This window comes from Pseudomonas sp. SED1 (assembly GCF_034044025.1).
Lineage (GTDB): Bacteria > Pseudomonadota > Gammaproteobacteria > Pseudomonadales > Pseudomonadaceae > Aquipseudomonas.
The window spans coordinates 113,188-132,743 of record NZ_JAXCIS010000177.1 but is presented as its reverse complement, the minus strand read 5'-3'; the positions used below and the strand labels follow the sequence as shown (position 1 = coordinate 132,743).

At 62.2% G+C, this 19,556-nt stretch carries 13 protein-coding genes; 9 read left to right on the top strand and 4 right to left on the bottom strand.

Annotated features, from left to right (window positions below; translation table 11 throughout):
- Nucleotides 1-1,932: a protease modulator HflK gene (hflK, locus tag SNL23_RS23170; protein ID WP_318303671.1), complete on the bottom strand. Its 1,932-nt coding sequence runs from the start codon at nt 1,930-1,932 to the stop codon at nt 1-3.
- Between the two features lie 184 nt (nt 1,933-2,116).
- On the opposite strand from hflK, the gene SNL23_RS23165 reads away from it, so the two are divergent.
- From SNL23_RS23165 to SNL23_RS23140, 6 genes are read left to right on the top strand one after another with little or no spacing between them, the layout of a single operon-like run.
- Entirely contained in the window at nt 2,117-2,737 is a 621-nt protein-coding gene (locus SNL23_RS23165; protein ID WP_076013245.1) for a CDP-alcohol phosphatidyltransferase family protein, read from the top strand.
- Between the two features lie 10 nt (nt 2,738-2,747).
- Nucleotides 2,748-4,502 (top strand): bifunctional alpha/beta hydrolase/class I SAM-dependent methyltransferase, encoded by a 1,755-nt coding sequence (locus SNL23_RS23160; protein WP_318303669.1) that lies wholly within the window; start codon nt 2,748-2,750, stop codon nt 4,500-4,502.
- 3 nt (nt 4,503-4,505) lie between these two features.
- Complete coding sequence (locus SNL23_RS23155; protein WP_318303667.1) at nt 4,506-5,804, top strand: phosphatase PAP2/dual specificity phosphatase family protein; 1,299 nt, start codon at nt 4,506-4,508, stop codon at nt 5,802-5,804.
- Nucleotides 5,794-6,237 carry a hypothetical protein gene (locus SNL23_RS23150; protein ID WP_318303666.1) on the top strand — a complete coding sequence of 148 codons (444 nt, stop codon included), beginning with the start codon at nt 5,794-5,796 and terminating at the stop codon, nt 6,235-6,237. Before SNL23_RS23155 ends, SNL23_RS23150 begins: the two co-directional genes overlap by 11 nt.
- Before the next feature lie 9 nt (nt 6,238-6,246).
- Nucleotides 6,247-6,867 (top strand): lysophospholipid acyltransferase family protein, encoded by a 621-nt coding sequence (locus tag SNL23_RS23145; protein WP_318303665.1) that lies wholly within the window; start codon nt 6,247-6,249, stop codon nt 6,865-6,867.
- 1 nt (nt 6,868) lies between these two features.
- Complete coding sequence (locus SNL23_RS23140) at nt 6,869-7,801, top strand: phosphatidate cytidylyltransferase (protein WP_063033761.1); 933 nt, start codon at nt 6,869-6,871, stop codon at nt 7,799-7,801.
- Nucleotides 7,802-7,939: 138 nt separating this feature from the next.
- Here the strand turns inward: SNL23_RS23140 and SNL23_RS23135 are convergent, their stop codons facing one another.
- Entirely contained in the window at nt 7,940-8,422 is a 483-nt protein-coding gene (locus SNL23_RS23135; RefSeq protein ID WP_017477877.1) for an Lrp/AsnC family transcriptional regulator, read from the bottom strand.
- 136 nt (nt 8,423-8,558) lie between these two features.
- Between SNL23_RS23135 and SNL23_RS23130 the strand changes: the two genes are divergently transcribed.
- The 3 genes from SNL23_RS23130 (at nt 8,559) to pbpC (ending at nt 17,390) form a co-directional block, all read left to right on the top strand.
- Nucleotides 8,559-9,188 (top strand): LysE family translocator, encoded by a 630-nt coding sequence (locus SNL23_RS23130; RefSeq protein WP_318303663.1) that lies wholly within the window; start codon nt 8,559-8,561, stop codon nt 9,186-9,188.
- Between the two features lie 80 nt (nt 9,189-9,268).
- On the top strand, nt 9,269-15,112 hold the full coding sequence (locus SNL23_RS23125) for an alpha-2-macroglobulin (protein ID WP_318303661.1): 5,844 nt from the start codon (nt 9,269-9,271) through the stop codon (nt 15,110-15,112).
- Nucleotides 15,093-17,390 carry a penicillin-binding protein 1C gene (pbpC, locus tag SNL23_RS23120; protein WP_318303659.1) on the top strand — a complete coding sequence of 766 codons (2,298 nt, stop codon included), beginning with the start codon at nt 15,093-15,095 and terminating at the stop codon, nt 17,388-17,390. Before SNL23_RS23125 ends, pbpC begins: the two co-directional genes overlap by 20 nt.
- On the opposite strand, the gene SNL23_RS23115 is transcribed toward pbpC, so the two are convergent.
- Both SNL23_RS23115 and SNL23_RS23110 read right to left on the bottom strand, forming a co-directional pair.
- The gene (locus tag SNL23_RS23115) at nt 17,391-18,557 is read right to left on the bottom strand and encodes a hypothetical protein (RefSeq protein WP_318303658.1); all 1,167 of its coding nucleotides are present in this window, start codon (nt 18,555-18,557) and stop codon (nt 17,391-17,393) included.
- Entirely contained in the window at nt 18,554-19,135 is a 582-nt protein-coding gene (locus SNL23_RS23110; RefSeq protein WP_076013254.1) for a LemA family protein, read from the bottom strand. Before SNL23_RS23110 ends, SNL23_RS23115 begins: the two co-directional genes overlap by 4 nt.
- Nucleotides 19,136-19,556: the final 421 nt, after the last annotated feature.

Sequence of the window (19,556 nt, the reverse complement as noted above, 5' to 3'; positions counted from 1 at the left end):
TTATTGAACGGCTTTACGCGGTACCGTGGGGTCGGCCGGTAAGGTAAAGGAACGCAGATCGATGGTCGGTGCGCCACTGGCGCCCAGGCGATGATCAAGAATGAGTAATTTGGCGTGGGCCAGGCCCTGGCTCAGTTGGCTCAGGTACTGCTCCAGCACGAAGGCCTGGCCCGCTTGCTGATAGGCCTTTTGTTCGGCGCTGAAACGCAGGTCCGCCGCCTGGGCGCCAGCACTGACTTCATGGGCCGTGGCCTGGGCCTGGTCGCGGGCGGTACTGGCTTGCAGCAATGCCTGGTTGGTCTGCTCGCTGGCAGCGCCGCGCTCCCGTGAAATCAGCGCCTGGGCGCCAATCTGCGCAGCTTGCACTGCGTGATAGGCGTTGGCCGCACCGGACGGCGGGTGAATGGCTTCCACCACGGTGGCGAGAATTTCCACGCCGCTGTCGAGTGTCTTCAGGTCCGCTTGCACTGCCTTGCCAATTTCATCAGCGAGGCTGTTGCGTTCTTCACCCAGCAATTCGTCGAGGGTTCGCGAGGCAAATTCGTGCACCAGGATGCGGCTGGCGGTGCTGCGGATGAGCGTGGGCACATCGGCACTGTTATAGGTGGCGGCGAGTGCGGCCTGGTCGGTCAGGCCGATGCGGTACACGAAGCGCACATCCATATTGACGATCTGGAAGCTCTGCTTGTCGCCGCTGCTGCTGGCGATGACCTGGGATTTGTCATTCACATGGCTCGCATCCCACAGGCGGTTGGCGATCAACGGTGCCGGGCCTTCGGCGGGGGCTACGTCGGGCGTAGCCGCTTCGCCAACGCTGGTGGCCAACTCATGGACCACGCCGTTTTCCACGTTCAGCACGCGGCCCAGCGGCCAGGGTAATCCGGCATGCAGGCCAGGCCCGAAGACTTCCACCGGCTTGCCAAAGCGTTCATAAATCCCACGACTTTGCAGGGCGACTTCATGCACGCCGGTCAGCAACCAACCTACGGCCAGCACCACCACCAGCACCGGCAGGAACGCCCGGCGCATGTAGGTAAAGGCCCAGATCTGTCGCAGGTCGATGCCGAAACGGTTGTGCAATTCGTGCTGCAAGGCGAGCAACGGTTGCGGCGGCCAGCGCAGCATCCCGGCGATAAAACTTTGCGCCATCAGGCGCGGTTCAAGGCGCTCCTGGCGCGGGCTGAACAGCGACAGCAAGCCTCTTAGCAGAAACTCCAGCGCCACCAGGATCGGCAACAGGCCAATCAACACGGCCAGGCGCAACGGCCACACGGATTCTTCACCGGCAAACAGCAGACAAATCGCACTGATCACCAGGCAGATAATCGCCACCCGGCTCAATTGCGCGAGTTGCGCGGCTTCCGGCCATTGGGCGGTGCTTTCCTGGGCCATGCGCCGTTCAAACACCAGCAAGCCGAACGCCAGTGCCAAGGCAATGGCCGCGCCGACACTGGCAGCCTGGCCCACCGCCGCAGCGGGCAAGGTCAGGCTCCAGAATTCCAGCACGCTGAACAGCGCCAGCAAGGACCAGCCGCACAGCCAGAACACCGGTGCGCCAATCTGCACCAGCAAGCCATTACCGACGCGACCGAACTGGCGGTTAAGCCAGCCAGGTTCTTCTTGTGGCAGTGGCTGTTCCATCAGCCGCGCAGCCGGCTCCTCCAGCGCCATAGCCCGCCAATCCGCGACCCACCAGGCCGACTGAATACCGGCCACCAGCACCAGCAACGCCGAGGCGCAGTTGATCAGCACCACCGGCCAGATCGACAGCGGGGCGAACAGCGCCACAAACAGAGCCAGCATCCAGCCGCCGACCGCCAGCACCGTCAGGCCAATGCCGGCCTGCCTTAGACGGCGGGCATGAAACAACCCTTGCTGAAACCGCGGCAACCCTTCGATGGCCACGTCATCAGCGTCTAAATCCACTCGCATCCCCAAACGCCCACCCAGAAACAATTAGTTACTCTATAACCCAAAGCGTGAAATTTTTGTTTGGTTTCACACAGATAGTGACGAAAGCCCCAGAAACAGGAGCCATCACTGGTTTCAGCCGTGATAAATCGGCACACTCCCCAGAGTTTTTCGCGGGCTTACGGACAAGGAAGCGTCACTCCCCATGATTTCGATCTATCAGCTTAAACCGCGTTTTCAGAACCTGCTGCGCCCGCTGGTGCAGCGCCTCTACGACAACGGCACCACCGCCAACCAGATCACCGTGCTGGCCGGGGTAGTTTCCCTGCTGGTGGGATTGCTGATTGCCGGCTTCGCCCAGCATGTGTGGCTATTTGCGCTGATCCCGCTGTGGATGATCCTGCGCATGGCCCTCAATGCCATCGACGGCATGCTCGCCCGGGAATTCGGCCAGCAGTCGCGACTCGGCGCCTACCTCAATGAACTGTGTGACGTGATCGCCGACAGCGCGCTGATCCTGCCGTTTGCGCTGATCCCCGAGGTCAGCCTGGCGCCGGTGTTGCTGGTGACGCTGCTGGCGGTGTTCAGCGAATACGCCGGCGTGCTCGGGCCGATGGTCGGGGCCTCGCGGCGCTACGACGGGCCCATGGGCAAGAGCGATCGGGCATTTGTGCTCGGTGTGCTGGCCACCGGCGTGGCGCTGGGCTGGCTCGGTGCCGGTTGGGTCGATGCGGTGATGTGGCTGGTCGCGGCCTTGTTGGCCTACACCTTGGTCAACCGCGTGCGCCAAGGCCTCAAAGAACAACAAACCTCCCCTTCTGCATAAGGATTTTGCGATGCGTGAACAGCAAGAGCACACCTTCAGCACCCATGACGGGGTGGAGCTTTTCTACCGTCATTGGCCCGCCTCCGCGCCCGCGGGCTTTGCACCCCGCAAGGCGATTTTGCTGTTCCATCGCGGCCACGAACACTCCGGGCGCATCGCCCACCTGGTGGACGAACTGAACCTGCCGGAGTTCGACTTCTTCGCCTGGGACGCCCGTGGCCACGGCCAATCCCCCGGCGCGCGCGGCGACAGCCCGAGCTTCGCCACCAGTGCGCGGGACGTGCAGACCTTCGTTGACCATATCGGCGGCGCCTACAGCATTGAGGAAGAAAACCTCGCGGTGATCGCCCAGAGCGTCGGCGCAGTGATCGCGGCCACTTGGGTGCACGACTACGCGCCGAAGATCCGCTCGTTGGTGCTCGCCTCGCCCGCGTTCAAGGTCAAGCTCTACGTGCCCTTCGCCCGGCCGGGCCTGGCGCTGATGCGCAAGTTTCGCGGCAATTTTTTCGTCAACAGTTACGTCAAGGCCAAGTTCCTGAGCCATGACCCGGAGCGCGTGGCGTCCTACGACAGCGATCCGCTGATCACCAAAGCCATTTCCGTAAATGTGCTGCTGGGCCTGTACGAAGCCGCCGACCGGGTTGTAGCCGATGCCCAGGCAATCCAGGTGCCGACCCAACTGCTGATCTCCGGCTCGGACTTTGTGGTGCACCGCAAACCCCAGCAGCAGTTTTTCGACCGCCTGGGCAGCCTGAAAAAAGAACTGCACATCCTCCCCGGCTTCTTCCACGACACCCTCGGTGAACGTGACCGCGCCGTGGCCTTGAGCAGCGCCCGGCGCTTTATCCTGCAGAACTTCGAACACCCGCTGGACCGCGCCTCCTTGCTGGATGCCGACAAGATCGGCCTGACCTGCGCCGAATCCGAATCCCTGGCCGCGCCGCTGCCACGCAACTCCCTGCGCGACCTCTACTGGCGCATGACCCGCGCCAGTATGGGCCTGGGCAGCAAACTGTCGGATGGCGTGAAGCTCGGTTTCGACACCGGCTTCGACTCCGGCAGCACCCTGGACTACGTGTACCGCAACACACCCACCGGCAAAGGCGGGCTGGGGCGGATGATCGACACCAATTACCTCAACTCCATCGGCTGGCGCGGTATTCGTCAGCGCAAGTTGAACGTGGAAGAGCTGCTGCGCCTGGCGATGGCCAAACTGCGGGACGAGCAGCGGGAAGTGCGCATCGTCGACATCGCCGCCGGGCATGGTCGGTACATCCTGGAAGCCTTGCAGGGCGTTTCGCCGTTGCCGGAATCGATCCTGTTGCGGGACTACAGCGACATCAACGTGCGCGACGGTGGCGCGCTGATTCGTGAAAAAGGCCTGGGAGACATCGCCCAGTTCGTCAAAGGCGATGCGTTTGACCGGGCGGACCTGGCAGCGCTGGAGCCCAAGCCGACGCTGGCGGTGGTGTCCGGGCTGTATGAACTGTTCGCGGATAACGCGATGGTCGGTGGTTCGCTCGCCGGTTTGGCCGAGGCCGTCGAGCCCGGTGGCTATTTGGTGTACACCGGCCAACCGTGGCACCCGCAACTGGAACTGATCGCCCGCGCCCTCACCAGCCACCGTCAGGGCCAGGCCTGGGTAATGCGCCGGCGCAGCCAGGCAGAGATGGACCAACTGGTGGAAGCCGCCGGTTTTCGCAAGATCACCCAGCGTGTGGATGAGTGGGGGATTTTCAGCGTGTCCCTGGCACAGCGAGTCTGACCCATGCGTGAACCGGGCCTGTTAAAACCAGCGGTGCTGTGGCTGCTGCTGTTGGCGCCGCTGTTTTTCAGCACCTACGGCTTTGCTACATGGGTCACCAGCCAGCGCAGCGACGTGGGCACGATGGTGTTCGGCTGGGAAACCCATATTCCGTTCTGGGCCTGGACCATCGTGCCCTACTGGTCGATCGACCTGCTCTACGGTTTTTCCCTGTTGCTGCCCAGCACCCGCCATGAGTTGAAGCAACACGCCTTGCGCCTGCTGACGGCCCAAGTGATTGCCGTCACCTGCTTCCTGATCTGGCCACTGCGCTTCACCTTCGAAAGGCCGGAACTGGACGGCGTGTTCGGCTGGCTGTTTGCGGTACTCGCCGGGTTCGACAAGCCGTTCAACCAGGCACCCTCGCTGCACATCGCCCTGCTGGTGGTGCTGTGGATAATGTACCAGCGGCATAGCCAGGGCCTTTGGCGTTGGCTGGTGCATGGCTGGTTTGCGTTGATCGGCCTTTCGGTACTGACCACTTATCAACATCACTTTATCGACTTACCCACAGGTGCCCTCGCCGGCTGGCTGTGCGTGTGGCTATGGCCACTGAAACATCCGAGCCCGCTGCTGAATGCCCACCTGACCCGGGACCGGCAGCGTTGGCGGCTGGGGTTGCGCTATGGCTTCGGGGCTTTGGTGTGTTTGATCCTCGCGTTTACCCTCGGTGGCGGTTGGTTGTGGCTGCTTTGGCCAGCGGTTTCCCTCGGGTTGCTTAAGGCGAATTACCTGGTGTTGGGTGTTTCGGGCTTTCAGAAGCGCACTGATGGACGACTCAGCCCGGCGGTGCGCTGGTTGTTGGCGCCTTATCTCATAGCCGCCTGGATCAATTCCCGCCTGTGGACACGTAAACATCCACAGCCCGATCAGGTTGTGGATAACGTTTGGCTCGGGCGTATTCCCACCGGCGGCGAACTGGGGTCATTTAAGGCCGTGGTCGATCTTTGCGCCGAGTTACCGATTAATCCACAGGGCCGCGCCTATTACAGCCTGCCGGTGCTCGACCTGACAGCGCCCACTCCTGCGCAATGCCTGGAAGCCGCTCAAGCTATTGAACGGTTGCGCCCAGCCGGCCCATTGCTAGTGTGCTGCGCCCTGGGTTACTCGCGCAGTGCCACCGCCGTGGCCGCATGGCTGCTCCACAGCGGGCGCGCACGTAACGTCGATGAGGCAGTGGCTATTATTCGTACAGCACGCCCACGTGTGGTCCTGCATCCCGCTCACCGTGAAGCCCTGGAGGGTTTAGCCCATGCCCGTTGATATGGAATTACAGGTCGTCGCCAGCCTGCTGCGCCGTGGCCGTTCCCTAGATCAGTTATCCACAGGCCTGACCTTGCTCGGCGTACTGTTCGGCCTGGCGCAACTGCTGATGGCCAGCATCACGCCGATCTGTCTGGTCCTCAGCCTGTGGATGATTGTGCTCGGGCTGCTGCAAAAATATTGGGCGCTGCGGGTGGCTTTCGACGCCGACTTGTTCGCCCTGCTGGCCCGCGATACCGAGCGCACGTCCGATTTCGACCAGGCGATGCAAACCCTCGGCCTGCAATCCGCCAAACGCGCGGGTCGGCCCTGGACCGAACGCCGTCGCGGCGCCCTGAAACTGTTGCGCAAGCAAGCCTACCTGCTGGCGGCGCAAGTGCTGCTGACCGTGGCCGTCATCCTGGCCAGCCCTTGGCTGCCCTTCGCCGGATAAGGAATCCTCATGTTCGAACCTGTGGTCGCCACCCTGATTACCTCCATGGCCCGTACCGTCACCGGCGCCCGCAGCCTGTGGCTTGGCTGCGCGCCCGTGCCGGTGCAACGCATCTACTACGCCAACCACAGCAGCCACGGCGATTTCGTGCTGCTGTGGGCATCGTTGCCGCAGAACCTGCGTAAATTCACGCGCCCGGTCGCCGGCAGCGACTACTGGAACCAAAGCGCCCTGCGCCGTTACATCATCAACCGAGTGTTCAACGGCGTACTGATCGACCGCGAGCGCAACGACCCTGTGGATAACCCCCTGCAACCGATGCTCCAGGCGCTGGAAAACGGCGACTCGCTGATCATCTTCCCCGAGGGCACGCGCAACCTGGAAGACGGCCTGTTGCCGTTCAAAAGCGGGCTGTATCACTTGGCCAAGAGTTATCCACAAGCCGAGTTGATCCCGGTGTGGATCGCCAACCTCAACCGGGTCATGCCCAAGGGCCGCGTGCTGCCGCTGCCCTTGCTGTGCACCACCAGCTTCGGCGCACCGCTGCAACTGGATGACGGCGAAGACAAGGCGCTGTTCCTCGCCCGCACCCGCGACGCCTTGCTCGCCCTCGCCCCGGAGCATTCCTGACATGGATAGCCAAACCCTGATGTTGTTCGGCGGGATCGGCGCGATCCTGGTGCTTGCCTCGCTGATCGGCCTGATCCTCAAACTGCGCACCCGTGGCACACCTAACGCGGTGATCGACAACCTCAACGCCCGCATCAACGCCTGGTGGGTGATGGTGGTGGTGATCGGCGTGGCCTTCTGGCTCGGCACCGGCGCGGTGATCCTGCTGTTCTACGCCGTGTCGTTCTATGCGCTGCGGGAATTCCTCACGCTGACGCCGACCCGTCGCAGTGATTACCCGGCGCTGGTGGCGGCTTTCTACCTGGCGCTGCCGCTGCAATACCTGCTGATCTACTTCGACTGGTACGGGCTGTTCTCGATCTTCATCCCGGTGTACGTGTTCCTGCTGCTGCCGATCCTTGCTTCATTGGGCGGTGACAGCACGCACTTCCTGGAACGGGCGTCGAAAGTGCAATGGGGGCTGATGATCGCGGTGTTCTGCGTGTCGTTCGTGCCGGCGTTGCTGACCCTGGACATCGTCGGCTACGAAGGCCGCAACCTGCTGCTGATCGCCTACCTGGTGATCGTGGTGCAGCTGTCGGACGTCTTGCAGTACGTGTGCGGCAAGCTGTTCGGCAAACACAAGATCGCGCCCAATTTGTCGCCGTCGAAAACGGTGGAAGGGTTTGTTGGCGGGATTTTGCTGTCGTCGCTGATCGGCGCAGCGCTGTGGTGGACCACACCGTTCAATCCCTGGCAGTCGTTCCTGATTGCGCTGCTGATCAACCTGCTGGGGTTTGCGGGCGGGATCGTGATGTCGGCAATCAAGCGCGATCGCGGCGTGAAAGATTGGGGGCACATGATCGAAGGCCACGGCGGGATGCTGGACCGGCTGGACTCGGTGTGTTTTGCCGCGCCGATTTTCTTTCATCTCGTACGCTACTGGTGGACTTGAAACCTCACTCCATGACCTTCTCCCCCGTAGCAGCTGTCGAGCTCCAGCGAGGCTGCGTCGGCCGCACCACCGACCTCAGACCCAGTCGCGCCCTACGCAGCTTCGCTAAAGCTCGACAGCTGCTACGAAGGGAACGATCTAGCCGGGAAGATGCCCCAACGGTAACGCCCCCGGCGTCTTCACCGTTTGAATCGCAAAGTTGCTGCGGATATCACTCACCCCCGGCAACTTCAACAAACTCCCGGTCAGGAACCGCTCATACCCGCGCAAATCCGGCACCACTACTTGCAGCAGGAAATCCGATTCCCCCGACACCAGAAACGCCGAAATCACCTGGGGCAACGCGGTCACTGCCAATCGAAACGCCTCTGCCTGTTCGTCGTTATGCCGCTCCACTTTGACCCCGACAAACACCGTCAGCCCCAACCCGACTTCATCCCGATCAAGACTTGCCTGGTAACCCCGAATCACCCCGGCCTCCTCCAACAACCGCACCCGGCGCAAACAGGGCGAGGCCGACAAGCCAATCTCATCCGCCAGTTGCACGTTGCTCAAGCGGCCGTCCCGTTGCAGGGCCTCAAGAATCTTGCGGTCAAACGCATCCAGTTTAAGATTTGGCATAAGTGAGGTGTTTCGCCCGGTAAAAGTGGCAGATTGTGCCAAGACTAGACGCCTTTCCGGTTGACTACGCAAGCACCTGCCCCGACCTTCACCTCTAAAATTGCCCTACGAATCACCTACCGCAAGGGGCAGGCACATGGCAGAACTCTGGTTGTTTTTAGTCGCGCTGGCGGTGGTGTACCTGTTGCCCGGCCCAGACATGATCCTGCTGCTGCAAACCGGCGCCCGCCAGGGCAAGGCGATGGCGCTGGCAACCGCAGCAGGTTTGGGGCTGGCGCGGGCCTGCCACGTGGCACTGGCCGGGATGGGCCTGGCGACGTTGTTCAAGGTCGCGCCCTGGACCTTCGATGTGGTGCGCCTGGGCGGTGCGGCGTATCTGCTGTGGATCGGCGTGCAATGTCTGCGCTCCAACCTGCTGCCCAACCTGAATACCGAGGACGGCCGGGCAGCGGCACATGCCTGGCGCGAAGCCTTTCAACGCGGCCTGTTGACCAACCTGCTCAACCCCAAGGCGCTGCTGTTCTGCTCCGTATTGCTGCCGCAGTTCATTGATCCACACGGCGCTTCGGTGACGGCGCAGTTCGCAACGTTGGGCACAATTCTGGTGGCCGTCGGCCTGGCATTCGACAGTTGCTACGGCCTGGCCGGCGCCAGAATCGGCCGCTGGCTGCAGCGCAGCCCGTCCGCCCAACGCCTGCAACAATGGCTGTTTGGCAGTCTTTTGATCGGTTTTGCGATACGCCTCACCTTCGTACAGCAAGCCTGAGCAAAACGACGTGTTTTGCCGTCATCTTTTGTATTAAAGAGACGTGTAAGATACGCGACACATTGCCAGGGATGCTCACCATGTTTGATTCGTTAAAAGCGACCAGCCGCCGTTTTTTCGTGGCCTTGATCTCAGTGGTGAGTGTTGTGTTCCGCGCCGTGCGATGGCTGGCGCGCAGCCTGTTCGGCCAGTGGCAACCGCCGCGTTGGCTGCAAGCCACCGGCAACGGCTTGGTCAACGTCGGCCATAAGGCCCGGGCGTATCCGCGCCAGGCCGCAGGTGGCGTTTTGGCCCTGGTGTTGCTGGTGGCCGCAGGCGTCTATGGCTGGCACTGGTATTCCCACCTGCCGCAACCCCATACCGTGGGCTATTCGCTGCACAAACCCAACCTGACGGATTACACCCAGCCGCAGCCGGTTGTGGATAACTTGCAGGTACGCTTCGCCGAATCCGTGGCACCGCTGGCAGCGATTGGCAAACCGGTCACCGAAGGCATCACGCTCAAGCCGACCATTGCGGGTACCTGGCGCTGGTCGGACGACCGCAGCCTGGTGTTCACCCCGGAAAAAGATTGGCCCGTCGATGCTCATTACTCCATCGACCTGGCCAAGAAGAACCTGTTGGCCGACGGCGTCCTGCTCAGCCAGTACACCAGCCAATTCTCCACCCAGCCGTTCCGCGCGACGTTGACGCAAAACGAGCTGTACCAAGACCCGAGCAACCCGACGCAGAAACAGCTGGTAGCGACCTTCCACTTTTCCCACCCGGTAGATGAAGACAGCGTACGCAAGCGCGCCTCGGTAACTCTCGGCAAAGGCCTGGCCTACCGCGACGCGCAACTGCCCAACCGTCCGGAAGTCACCTTCGACGAGCACAAGCTCAACGCTTTTGTGCGCTCCGCCGCCCTGGCCACTCCGCTGGAAAGCACCCCGGTCAGCGCCAAGCTCGATGAAGGCCTCAAGGCCCGTGACGGCGGCAACGCCAGCACTGCACCATTGGTGGCCGAAGTCACCGTGCCCGGCCGCTATCGCCTGACCTTTACCGGCGCCGAAGTCAGCTTTGTCGACAACGAGCGCGGCGAGCCCGAGCCGGTGTTGATGTTCAGCAGCTCCAGCGCGGTGGCCGACGAGACCATCGCCAACAAGGTGCAGGCCTGGATGCTGCCGGAAAAAGCCGAGGACGATACCCGCCCCTGGAACCTGCAAGACATCGACGACAAGCTGCTGGCCAGCAGCACCAAGGTCAAGCTGACCCACGTGCCGAGCGTCGAACCGCTGAATACCCTGCACGCCTTCAAGTTCAAGGCCCCGCCGGGCCGCGCCCTGTATGTGCGGGTACCGGCCAACCTGGAAGCCATCGGCGGCTACCTGGCGAAAAATCCGACAGCCTCCCTCGTGAGCATGCCGGCTTATCCGCGCACGCTGCAGTTCCTGTCCGACGGCGCCCTGCTTAGCCTTACCGGCGAAAAACGCCTGGGCTTCATGGCCCGTGGCGTGCCCGGCGCCCGTGTGGAAATCGCCCGCCTGCTGCCCAACCAGTTGCAACACCTGGTGGACCAGAGCAGCGGCAGCTTTGCCCGACCGAATTTTGCCAATGACTACTTCGACCGGATGGTGGAGCGTCAGAGCCTGGACATTCCGCTGTCGGCTGGCGACCCGTCAAAAACCGTCTACGACAACGTCGACCTGAGCAGCTACCTGACAGCCAACGGCGGCCGCCGAGGCATTTTCGTGCTCAAGCTGAGCCCGCAGGACGACCCGGCCGATCGCACCTTCGACTACTCGCGCAACACCACCAGCGACCTGCGTTTCATCGTGGTCACCGACTTGGGCATCATCGCCAAGCGCTCCAGCGATGGCAGCCATGATGTGTATGTGCAGTCCATCGGCAACGGCTCGCCGGTATCCGACGCCCAGGTCGATATCATCGGCCGCAACGGCTTGCCGGTCGCCAGCGGCCATACCGATGCCGAAGGCCACGCGCACTTTGCCAAGCTGGATGAACTGCGCCGTGAGAAAACGCCATTGATGTATGTGGTCAGTCGCGGCAACGACCAATCGTTCCTGCCGATTGCCCGTCAGTCCCAGCAGCTGGATTTGTCGCGCTTTGATGTAGGTGGCCTGGAAGAAGACGGTGCGATCAATCGTCTCAGCGCCTACCTGTTTACCGACCGCGGCCTGTACCGGCCCGGCGAGACCGCGCACCTGGGCATGATCGTGCGCAGCGGCGACTGGAAAGGCGCCCTGCAAGGCCTGCCGGTTGAGCTGCAGATCACCGACCCACGTGGTCTTGAGGTGATTCGCCAGCCATTGAAACTGTCGGCCAGCGGTTTTGAAACCTTCGACTTCCCAAGCAGCGAAGTGGCGCCATCTGGCGATTACACGGCGACCCTGCAACTGATCGGTGAGAAGCAGCGACGCACTGACCTGGGCAGCGTCAGCTTCAAGGTTCGCGATTTTGAACCGGACCGTATGAAGGTCAGCCTGAGCCTGCACGACACGCCGGTTCTGGGCTGGATCCCGCCGGACCAGGTGGTGGCCAAGGTCACCGCGATGCACTTGTTCGGCGCTCCGGCGGCGGGCCGTCGCGTCACGGCAAAAATGTCCCTGAGCCCGACGCTCGCAGCGTTTGATCGCTACCCGGATTACCGCTTCCGCCTGAATGACTCACTGGAAGAAGCCAGCTCCGAAGACCTGGCGGAAACCACCGTCGACGATAACGGCCAAGCGGTGCTGGACCTGAACCTGCAACGCTTCGCCAACAGCACCTACCGCCTGCAAGTGATGACCCAGGTCTACGAAGCCGAAGGCGGTCGCAACGTCGCCGCACAAAGCGCGTTGCTGGTGTCGGCAGCGCCGTACCTGGTGGGTGTGAAGAGCCAGGATTCGCTGTCCTTCGTCGCCAAGGACGCGCCGCGCCAGGTGCAATGGCTGGCCGTGGCGCCAGACCTCACGCCAGTCGCCGTGGACGGCCTGACCAGTGAAGTGGTCGAACACCGGTACGTCTCGGTGCTGGTGAAGCAATCCAACGGCACCTACAAATACGAGTCGCGCATCAAGAACATCAGCCAGCCGGCCTCGCCGGTGGTGGTGACCAAAGACGGCGCCAAGCAAACCCTGAACACCGGTACCCCGGGCGATTTCACCCTGCAACTCAAGGACGCCAACGGCAACCTGCTGAACCAGATCGACTACAGCGTCGCCGGCCGGGGCAACACCTCGCGCTCCCTGGAACGCAATGCCGAGCTGCAACTGCGCCTGGATAAACGCAGCTACGCCACCGGTGATGAGATCGCCATCAGCATTCGTGCGCCGTACACCGGTGCCGGGTTGATCACCATCGAGCGGGACAAGGTCTACACCCAGCAGTGGTTCAAGGCCGACAGCACCAACAGCGTGCAACATATCCGCGTTCCTGCGGGGCTTGAGGGCAATGCCTACGTCAATGTGCAGTTCGTGCGGGACATCGGCTCGTCCGAGGTTTACATGAGCCCGCTGTCCTACGGCGTGGTGCCGTTCAGCATCAACCTGGATGCGCGGCGCATGGCGCTGAAAGTCGAAGGCCCGGCGAAAATCGAGCCGGGGCAGACCCTGGATATCAAGGTCAACGCCGACCGCCCTGGCCGCGCAGTGGTCTACGCGGTGGACGAAGGCATTCTGCAAGTGGCGCGCTACCAGACGCCGGACCCGCTGGGCTTCTTCTTCCAGAAGCGTGCGCTGGAGGTTGGTACCAGTCAGATTCTTGACCTGATCCTGCCGGAATTCAGCCGCCTGCTCAGTGGGGCAGCGCCGGGTGGTGATACCGAAGGCGCCCTGGCCAACCACCTCAACCCCTTCAAGCGTAAACATCAGCCGCCTGTGGCCTGGTGGTCTGGCTTGGTGGACTTGCCAGCCGGTGAAACCGTGCTGCACTACCAGGTTCCGGACAGCTTCAACGGCAAGCTGCACCTGTTTGCAGTCGCGGTGGACAGCGACAGCGTGGGCGTCAGCGAGGCCAACACCGAAGTGCGCGGGCCGCTGGTGATCACGCCGAACGTGCCGGCTTTTGTCGCGCCGGGTGATGTGTTCAGCGTCAGCGCCGGGGTGTTCAGCAACCTGGACGCAGCGGCGGACGTGAAGTTTGAAGTGCAGACCAGCAATGGCCTGCAGGTGCAAGGCGACAAGGGCAGCACTCTGGCGCTGCAACCGCGCAAGGAAGGCGTCGCCGAATTCAAGATCAAGGTGGGTGAAAACCTCGGCTCGGCAGACTTGCGCTTCGTCGCGGTGCTGCCGGATGGCAAGCGGATCCAGGTGGCGGAAACCACGTCGATCCGGCCATTGAGCGAACATCGGGTGGCCCTGAGCCTGGGCCGTTTCGACAGCGCCAGCAAAGAGCTGAAACCGACCCGCGATCTGTTCGGGCAGTTGCGCGATGTGCAATTGGGCGTCGCCGCTTCGCCGCTGGTCTGGGCCAACGGCCTCAAGCATTACCTGGATGACTACGGCTACGCCTGCACCGAGCAATTGGTGTCCAAGGCCATGCCGGCGTTGATCTGGGGCGGTAACGCGCCGGAGGCCGAGCAGGCCTTCAGCGGCGCGGTGCGCATGCTGCGTCAGCGGCAGAACCAGGCCGGTGGTTTCGGCTTGTGGGCGGCCAACCCGGACGTGGCGCCGTACGCCAGCCTGTACGCTACCGACTTCCTGATCGAAGCCAGGGAGCGCGGGCTGCCGGTACCGGAAGACCTGTTGCAACGTTCCAACGCGTACCTCACCGATCTGGCCAACGGCCCGAGCGAAGGTCTGTCGGAACTGCGCAACCGCGCCTATGCCAGTTACCTCCTGAGCCGTCAGGGGATTCTGGTGAGTGGTGCCTTGAGCGATATCCGCGAACGCTACGAGAGCTACTTCAAGGACACCTGGCAGAACGACATTGGCGCCGCGTACCTCGCCGCCAGTTACAAGTTGCTCAAGCAGGATCGTCAGGCCGAGACACTGTTCCGCAAGGTGCCGTGGCTTTCCCTGTCGGATAAATGGAACAGCGACGGCCTGTATTACGACCCGCTGGTGCACGACGCAGAGCACCTGCATTTGCTCGCCCGTCACTTCCCGGAAATGCTCGACGATGTGCCGGCAAGCCTGCTGGATAAACTCGGCAAGCGCCTCAACGAGCAACGCTACAACTCGCTGTCGGCGGCACTGTTGCTGCGGGCCCTGGACAACTATGGCCAGCGCGCGCAAAGCGACATGACCCTCAAGGCAACCGCATGGCTCAGCGACAAGCAGCAACAGTTGTTGCAGATGGCCGGCCAGCCGCCACGTGCGGCGGTGCCTGCCGGTACGCAAAAACTGCAGATGGAAAAGTCCGACGGCCCGGCGGCGTTCTACATGCTGAGCGAAGCCGGCTATGACAAAGGCGCCAACCTCAAGCCGATCAACAGCGGCCTGGAAATCATCCACGAATACCTCGACCTCAAAGGCAACCCAGTCAGCAAGGTCACGGTAGGTGATGAGTTCCTGGTGCGCCTGCGCTTGCGGGCCACTGACCGTGATCAGGTGCAACAAGTGGCCGTGGTCGACTTGCTGCCGGGTGGTGTCGAGCCTGTGTATAACTTGCCGCCGGAGCCGGAAGCGGCCAGCAGCGAGGAAAGCGAAGGCGACGATTCGGAGTACGTTGAAACCAGCGAAGACACCGAGGAAGCCGACGCCTGGCAAGCGCCGATCGGCGAGACCGACCTGAGCAACTGGCAGCCGGACTACGTCGACGTGCGTGATGACCGAGTGGTGTTGTACGGCACCGCGCTGCGGGATGTAGGCACCTTCGTGTACCGCGTGCGCGCCACCAGCGCCGGTACCTTCAATACGCCACCGGCCTACGCCGAGGGCATGTACGAAACCACCCTGCAAGGACGCGGCAAAGTAGGCCAGCTTGAAATTACCAAGCCTTAAAAGCCTGACGCCGCTGCTGGCAGCGGCGTTGATTCTGACGGGGCTACGGTTGTGGCCCCACGCGCCGCTGGAACAGGCAGCCACCTCCTCACGGGTGGTGCTGGCCGATGACGGTTCGCTGCTGCGCATGACCCTGGCGGCTGACGGGCAATATCGCCTGTGGCTACCCCTGGAACGGATTTCTCCGTCACTGGTGGAGGCGTTGCTGCTCAAGGAAGACCGCAATTTCTACTGGCACCCAGGGATCAATCCCCCGGCGTTGCTGCGGGCGGCCATGGCCACCTATAGCGGCGGCCAGCGCCAGGGCGGCTCGACCCTGAGCATGCAGTTGGCCAGGCGCCTGTGGGATCTCAATACCCGCCAGGTGCCCGGCAAGCTGCAGCAAATGGCCTTGGCGTTGTGGCTGGAGGCGCGTTACAGCAAGCACGACATTCTCGAGGCCTACCTCAACCTGGCGCCCATGGGCGGCAATATCGAAGGTGCCGAGGCGGCCAGCCGGATTTATTTCGGCAAGTCAGCGGCGCAATTGTCCTTGTCTGAAGCGCTGGCGCTGGCAGTGATTCCGCAGCAGCCTGGCCGCCGCGCGCGCTTCGGGCCATCGCTGCAAACTGCTCGGCAACGGCTGATGGCCGACTGGCGGGAAACGTATCCACAAGACCCGCGTAACGACAGCTTGCTGGACCTGCCGCTGGAAGCCCGCAACCGCCAGCAGATCCCGTTTCTGGCACCGCACTTGAGCGAACAATTGCTGGCATCGCAAACCGGCACTGAGCTGAACAGCACCCTCAATCTGCCGCTGCAACAATTGCTGGAACGCCTGATCACCGGCTTCATCGCCGAGCGCCGCAGCAGCGGTGTGGAAAACGCCACGGCGATCCTGATCGACAGCCGCGACCAGAGCGTAAAAGCCCTGGTGGGCTCGGCGGATTACTTATCCACAGGCATCCACGGCCAGGTCAACGGCGTATTGTCGCGGCGCTCGCCCGGCTCTACGCTCAAGCCATTCCTGTATGGGCTGGCGTTGGACCAAGGGGTGATCCACCCCATGAGCATCCTCAAGGATATGCCGAGTAACTTCGGCTACTTCCAGCCGGAAAATTTCGACGGCAGTTTTGTCGGACCGGTGACAGCCCGCGATGCGCTTATCCGCAGCCGCAACATCCCGGCCGTGTGGCTCGCCAGCCAAACCCGCTCGCCGTCACTCTACGGCTTGCTGCAACGGGCCGGGATCAAGGGCCTGCGGGGCGAAAGCCATTACGGCTTGGCGCTGGCCCTGGGCGGCGGCGAGATGACGCCCGAGGAGCTGGCGCGGCTGTACGTGATGCTCGCAGGTGATGGGCATTTGCGACCCTTGCGCTATTTGCAGGAGCAACCGCAAACCACCGGCGCCCAGCTACTCACACCGCAGGCCGCGTTTATGGTTCGCGACATGTTGCGGCGCAACCCGCGCCCGGACGGGCTGCCGGGACGCCATTGGCGCACGGCCTGGAAGACCGGCACCTCATGGGGCTTTCACGATGCGTGGAGCGCCGGCCTCGTAGGCCCGTATGTGCTGGTGGTGTGGGTCGGTAACTTCGACGGTCGTCCGAATCCGGAATTTATCGGCGCGAAAACCGCGGCACCGCTGTTCTTCCGCATCGCCGACGCCCTGCCCCTGGCCTTGCCCAACGTGGTGATCAAACCCGACAAGCCGCCCGCCGGGCTGATCCGCATCGACGTCTGCGCGGCCTCCGGCGAGTTGCCCAACCGCTGGTGCCCACGTACCCGCAAGACCTGGTACATCCCCGGCGTGTCACCGATTCGCGTGTCCAACCTGCACCGCCCGGTGCTGATCGACACCCGCACCGGCAAGGCCGCGTGCCCGCCGTTCGACCCGCAATACACCCGTGAAGAAGTCTTCGAATTCTGGCCCAGCGATGTGCAGCGGCTGTTCCGAGCCGCCGGCCTGCCCCGGCGCACGCCGCCCAATGTGCAGAAAAGTTGCCAACCCAATCGCATCGGCGACCAGAGCGAGGCGCCGCAGATTCGCTCGCCGCTGACTCAGGTCAGTTATCACCTGCGCCTGTCACAGCCCCAGGAAAGCATTCCGCTGAACGCCAACGCGGCCAGTGATGCACTGACGCTGTATTGGTTTGCCGACCAGACCCTGATCGGCCAGGGCCCGCCGCAAACCACGCTGAACTGGCGGCCGGGTAAATCGGGGGAGTATCGGTTGCGTGTCACTGATGATCAGGGCCGCAGCGCCAGCCGGGGACTGAAGGTGGAGTTTGTGCCCTGATCAGGGATCTTCGTCGCCTAAAACGGCGGTGTCTGCATCTTTTGCGAAATGCTTGTACGCCATCCCCAGCTTGCGTTGCTCAAAGATCGAAAACACCAGGGTGCCCAGCAGAATCATCATCCACACCAGGAACACCTTCATGGTGTCCACCTGAGCCACCACCAGCAGCAACGTCACTACGCCGCCAATCACCATGCCCAAGCCCATCCAGGCGCCCAGCACACGGCCCACCGCCAGGCGCATGCCCTTGGGCAGCAACAGCCGCAGTGCGAGCAACACCACAAACATTGTCAGCAAGAAGCCAAAAGCCGCCATGAAGGGAATCACGAAACCATTGTCACGGTACAACCAGGCCAGAAAACGATAGGCCGGATTCAGCTCCGCCATTTGCTGGTAGGTGGCGGGGCCGGGCAAATGCAGTTGGGCAAAATGTTCCGGGGTCATGGCCATGATGCCAACACCGATCAAGCCCACCACCACCGCGTAGAAACCACCGGCGCGCCACAGCGGCGCCAGCACACGGCGGTTCTCCACATCCTTGGTTTCAGCCAGGCCGAACACCGCATCACGTTGCCGGCCCTGGGCAATCACCGTCTTGCCCTCACGTTCGCAGGCGTCGCCAATCAGCATCACCTGCATATCCTGGGTGAGGAGCAGTTCGCCCTGGCGGCGGGAGCTGCTGATCCACTCATGGTCGCCAGGGCGCTTCTTGCCGAACAGGTCGATGCCTTCGGCAATCACCGTCACTTCCCCGGTGGCGTCCTGCAGGCGGAAGTCGTTGCAGCGAGCCTCGGCTGAGACCTGGCTCCAGCTCCAGTCGCCGTCCTTGTCTTTGGTGCCTTCTTCGATGATCCACACATAACCCGCACAAGGCTTGCCATTGACCGGGGAGATCAGCGGTGCGTCGACGATCACCTTGCCGTTCACTTCAACCAGGCCCATGGCCAATGAGCGTATCTGGCTGGTGGCCAGGCGTTGTTCGGTGCGATAGAAGTTGGGGCCGAAGCTGGCCAGCAAGCCAATCAAAATGCAGACGGGGAAAAACAGCGCAACCAGGATCGTCGGGGCGTAAACCATCAGGCCGATGAAGCCGGCGAGAAAGATCAGCGCCACTAGGGTTTTCCACGCCGGCTTTTTCGCGACAACACCCGCCTGAGTCGTTTTCATGCTCCCGGCACCTCAAGCTTCACGCCTTCGTAGCGGGTTTCTTCGGCACTGATGGCCAGCAGCGGGATGCGCTGGTAGCCGAGCATTTTTGCGAAGAACAGATCAGGGAAAATCGCGATGGCGATGTTGTAGAGGTTGACCGACTCATTGAAGAACTCGCGGCGGTCGGCGATACGTTCTTCCACCGCCGAAATCGCCTGCTGCAACTCCACCATGTTGGGGCCGGAGATCAGCGTCGGATAATTCTCGGCCACCGCAATCACCGACTTGAGTGCCGTATTGAGCTGGTTGGAGGCATCGACCTTATCGGTGAGGCTGCTGGCGTTGAGGTACGCGGTACGGGCGTCGCTGAGGCGGGTGAACAGCGCGTTCTCATGGTTCATGGCGGCTTGCACCACGCGCATCAGGTCGGGAATCTGGTCCGCCCGTTGCTTGAGCAGCACGTCGATGTTGGCGAAGGCTTTATCCACATCGTTGCGGCGCATCACCAGGCCGTTGTAGACCCCCACCAGCCAGCCGACCAGGCCGACGACAATAATCAGCACGACGATACCGGCGATCAGCAGTTCGATGTTCATGGTGACGGCATTCCCTGGCTAGTTATCCACAGGGCGCATTCTAGGGGTAAAGCGGGGGAATACTCCCGGAATTAGTCCACAGAAACGGCAAGAGCCGATGTTCGGTAGCCTGAAAAAGCAAAACCCCCGAAGAACGGGGGTTGGGTACCAACAACATAATTTGACACAAACCCTCGCGTAAATCGGGGCCTGTAGGATGATTCGGGGTAAAGACAACAGCAACATAGATTGACACAGATGGGCTGTGCTTCAAATACAGGGCCCGGCTGCTCACAACATAGTTTGACAACAGCTAGAGTAAGCAATCATGAAGGGTGGCTTTTGAGAATTAAAACTGTCGCGTGTGAATTATAACCATCGCAGGTGCCGCTTGATCTCGGTTGGCACCTCACGTGACCCAGCTGGAATCAGACTTAGCTCG